4 protein-coding genes are annotated in these 3,734 nt (G+C 68.0%); 1 reads left to right on the plus strand and 3 read right to left on the minus strand.

The genetic code is table 11. The features are described from left to right. Window positions 1-167: 167 nt before the first annotated feature. Complete coding sequence (locus tag ACE3UY_RS08450) at window positions 168-968, minus strand: enoyl-CoA hydratase/isomerase family protein (RefSeq protein WP_374687101.1); 801 nt, start codon at window positions 966-968, stop codon at window positions 168-170. Between the two features lie 241 nt (window positions 969-1,209). Here ACE3UY_RS08450 and ACE3UY_RS08455 point away from each other — a divergent pair, with 241 nt between their 5' ends. Beyond that, the gene (locus ACE3UY_RS08455) at window positions 1,210-2,250 is read left to right on the plus strand and encodes a response regulator (RefSeq protein WP_374687102.1); all 1,041 of its coding nucleotides are present in this window, start codon (window positions 1,210-1,212) and stop codon (window positions 2,248-2,250) included. Here ACE3UY_RS08455 and ACE3UY_RS08460 read toward each other — a convergent pair. Together ACE3UY_RS08460 and ACE3UY_RS08465 are read right to left on the minus strand one after the other, a co-directional pair. Beyond that, window positions 2,240-2,587, minus strand: a complete 348-nt coding sequence (locus tag ACE3UY_RS08460) for a protealysin inhibitor emfourin (RefSeq protein WP_374687103.1) — start codon at window positions 2,585-2,587, stop codon at window positions 2,240-2,242. The genes ACE3UY_RS08455 and ACE3UY_RS08460 overlap by 11 nt on opposite strands. Window positions 2,588-2,685: 98 nt before the next feature. Then, a partial coding sequence (locus ACE3UY_RS08465) for a M4 family metallopeptidase (RefSeq protein WP_374687104.1) occupies window positions 2,686-3,734 on the minus strand: 1,049 nt, incomplete at its 5' end.

A 3,734-nucleotide genomic window follows, 5' to 3' on the forward strand; every position in this document is an offset into this window, starting at 1 on the left:
CTGCCGCAGCCCAATTCCAGTAGCGGCCCCTCCGTTTCGCGCGCCAGCGCCAGCAGATAGGGGATGTCGTCCGTCAGGCGGTTGTGGCTGAGGTCGTAGTAGCGGGCGATATGGTCGTACATCTGGAAAAATCTGCCTAATCTGCGTAATCTGCGGATGATTTCTTTTTAGCTGTCGCGATTGAAGACGGGCACTCGTTTCTCCGCGAACGCCGCCATCGCCTCGATATGATCGGGCGAGGGCCATAGGTTGATAAAGAGTTGCGCCTCCAGCCGGTTGGTGTCGGCCAGGGGCAGGTGGCCGGCGGCGTGGACGAGCGCCTTGGTCGCCGCCAGCGCCCGGCAAGGCAGCCGCAACAGGTCGTCGGCCCAGGCGTAAGCGGCGTCGAGCGCCGGCTGGCCGGCCGGCGCGATGCGGTGGATGAGACCGAGCGCCTGGGCCTCGGCCGCGCCGAAGGCGCGCCCGGTGAGCAGCAGTTCCATAGCCCGGCTCTGGCCGATGAGCGCGACCAGCCGCCCCGCGCCGCCCCAGCCGGTCGTCAGGCCGTTTTGCACCTGGCGGAAGGCGAAGCGGGCTTGCGGCGCGGCCAGGCGCAAATCGCAGGCGGTCAGGATCTCGCAGCCGCCGCCGATGGCGTCGCCGTTGACGGCGGCGATGACCGGGCAAGGCAAGGCCACCAGGCCGGCCAGCGCCGCACTCATCACCCGATTCAGCCGTTCGCCGGCCGCCGCTTCGGGATGAGCGGCCAGCTCCTTCAGGTCGCCGCCGGAGACGAACGCCTCGCCCGCGCCGGTGACGATCAGGACGCGCAGCCCTGACTGGCGTTCGGCGGCGTGGGCCGCTTCCACCGCCGCCGCGAATGCCTCCTGCGCGCTCCAGGTCAGGGCATTGCGCGCCGCCGGCCGGTTGACGCGCAGCAGGCCGATGCCGCCCGCGACGCCGAACTCGATGCTCCGACTGTGGCTCATGCCCCTGACAATAGCAGAAACGGCGCGGGAACGCACCTGACGGTAGGGGCAGACCTGCGTGTCTGCCCCGGGGCGCTCTACCTCAGGGCGCACACGCAGGTGCGCCCCTACCCCAGGGCGCACAAGCAGGTGCGCTCCTACAGATGGGTTTTCTTAAGGAGCCTCGTAACCGAGACCCCCTATGATGACACCAAGTTGCCTCCGGTATCCATAACAAGACGGCGGCCTATGAAGAACAACGATGATGTGTGCCCAGAGAATCCTGATCGTAGATGACGAAGCGTCGCTGCGCTTCCTGGTGAGCAAGCAGTTGAGCCGCGCCGGTTTCGAGGCGCTCTCCGCCGCCGACGGCCCCACCGCCCTGGATATGGCCGCCGCCCAGGCCGTCGACGCCATCGTGCTCGACGTGACCATGCCCGGCATGGATGGCTTCGAGGTCTGCCGGCGGCTGAAGGCCGATCCGCGCACCGCCGCCGTTCCGGTCGTCTTCCTGTCCGCGTCGCTGAACGGCGATTTCCGGCGGCGGGCCTTCAGTTTGGGGGCGGCCGACTTCCTGGCCAAGCCTTTCCAGATCGCGGAGTTGCCGGTTTACCTGCGCGCCATCCTGCGCGAGGCCGGCGCGCGAGAGACGCCCCAGGCGGGGCGCATGGTCGCCGTCATCGGCGCGGATCGCGCCGCCGATTCGGCCGCGGCGGCCGTGCGTCTGGCTGAGACGGAGGCGCTGAAGGGGGACGGCCCGGTCATGCTCATCGACCTGGAGTTGCCGGCGGGCAGCATCGGCGCGCGGCTCCAGTTGGCCGGCGGGCCGAACGTGCGCTTTCTGCTGCACAATACGGGCGAACCGGCGCCGGCGGCCGTGGCCCGCGTCAGCCAGCGCCTCCACGCCGCGCTGGAGGTTATTCCCGCGCCGTTCTCGCCGTCCTTGCTGGGACAGGACGCGCCGGACCCGCGCCGGCTGTCGGAAGTGCTCGACTACCTGACGGGGGTCGGCTACTACGTGGTGTTGCACCTGGGCACGAAAGTAGATGACCTGACGGCGGAGGCGCTGCGGCGCGCGTCGCTGGTTTGCGCGGCGACCCAAGAGGGCGCGGGCGAAGCCGCCCGCGAGACGTTTCTGGCTCTATTGACAGAGGCAGGCGCGCCCCGCGAGCGTATCGCGCCGCCGGACGAGCCAGCGCGACAGCGCGACGGCCAGATCGCGCCGGCCGTCACGCGGGCGCGCGCCTACGCACCGAATCGGCTGCCGGAACCGGCCGGGGGCCAACTGGCCGCTATTGGCTGACGGAGTTCGGTTGTGGGTTGGGCCGCGGCGCTTGGCGCGCCAGTTGGCTTAACTCCTGGAAGAGCGGCTGCAACTGCGGCGGGGCTTCGATGTCGGACGTTTCGACCGTATGTTGTACGCCGGCCACTTCAACCGTGACCTTGTAGCACAACTGATCGGCCGCACCCGACGTCTGCTCCAGGGGGCTACTCGGCTCCTCCGGCAGGGTGAAGAAGTCGGTATCCTCCAGTATCTCCAGCAGCTTGAGCGCCTCTTCCGGTGGCAGTTCGTTGGTGTCGACGACGGTAGAGACAGTCCGGCCCATGAAACCACCGCTTCGTTCGAAATAGATTTTCATACGGACACCCTCTTGTAGGGGCTAGGTTCTAGGGGCTAGGGACTAGGGCAAAAGCGTTCTGCCCTAGTCCCTGGCCCCTAACCCCTAGTCCCTAGAACCTAGCCCCTATTCATGACGGAGCGCATCAGCCCGACGAGCGTCGCCGCGCAGCCGGGGGGGCCGCCGTTGTCGGGCGGCTCGGTGCCGCCCTCCACGTCGATGCCCACCTCGGCCCAGCCAGCGCGCACGGCCTGATGTTCCAGGCTGCCCTGGCCATATAGTTCGGCCGCGGCCTCATAGGTCTTGGCCGCCGCCGTGGCAAACGTGGGCGTCTTGGTCAGCTTGGTGCTTAGCGTCACATACCAGATGCGCCCCGCCTTCTCCCACGCGGAGCCGCCGATATTGAACGCCGTCACGTAAAACGCCCGGTTGGGGATGCCGGAATTGATGTGGACGCCGCCGTTGTCGGCCTGCGTCTGGACGTAATCGCGCATATGGCCCGGCTGCGGGTCTTTGCCCAGCACGGGGTCGTCGTAGGCCGTGCCCGGCTGCTTCATGTTGCGGATGCCGACGCCGTTGACGTTGCTGGTGAACAGCCCCTCGCCGATGATCCAGTCCGCGTCGGCCGCCGCTTGCCCCAGCGCCCGCTGCTTCACCAGCGAGCCGAACACGTCGGACATGGACTCGTTGAGCGCGCCCGACTGCCCCTGGTAGAGCAGGTTGGCCGTGAATTGGGTCACGGCGTGGGTCAGCTCGTGGCCGATGATGTCGATGGCGATAGTGAACCGGTTGAAGAGCCGCTGCTCGACGGGCAAATCTTCGTCGCCGTCGCCATAGACCATCTGCTTGCCGTTCCAAAAGGCGTTGTCGTAGCCGGTGCGGTAGTGGACGGTCGAGTCGAGGCGCGCGCCGTTGCCGTCGATGGAGTTGCGGTTATAGATGTCCTTGAACAGGTTGTAGGTCGCGCCCGCGCCGTCGTAGGCTTCGTCGGTGGCCGCGTCGCCCGTCGCCGGCTCCCCCTCGGCCCGCACCTGCCGGCCGGGTAGGTCGCCGCCGTTGTCGGCGGTGAAAACGATGCGCTCCAGCCCGCCGACCGCCTCCATAATGGGTTGGGGCGGCCCTTCCTTGCTGATGACCTCGCGCTGCACGCGCACGGCCTCGGCCGAGA

This window comes from Promineifilum sp. (SeqCode), from assembly GCF_041918635.1.
In the GTDB taxonomy this organism is placed as follows: domain Bacteria; phylum Chloroflexota; class Anaerolineae; order Promineifilales; family Promineifilaceae; genus Promineifilum.

Excerpts from the sequence above, each read along its gene's own strand:
- ACE3UY_RS08450 (WP_374687101.1), bottom strand. The coding sequence starts at position 968 with ATGAGCCACAGTCGGAGCATCGAGTTCGGCGTCGCGGGCGGCATCGGC.
- ACE3UY_RS08455 (WP_374687102.1), top strand. The coding sequence starts at position 1,210 with ATGATGTGTGCCCAGAGAATCCTGATCGTAGATGACGAAGCGTCGCTG.
- ACE3UY_RS08460 (WP_374687103.1), bottom strand. The coding sequence starts at position 2,587 with ATGAAAATCTATTTCGAACGAAGCGGTGGTTTCATGGGCCGGACTGTC.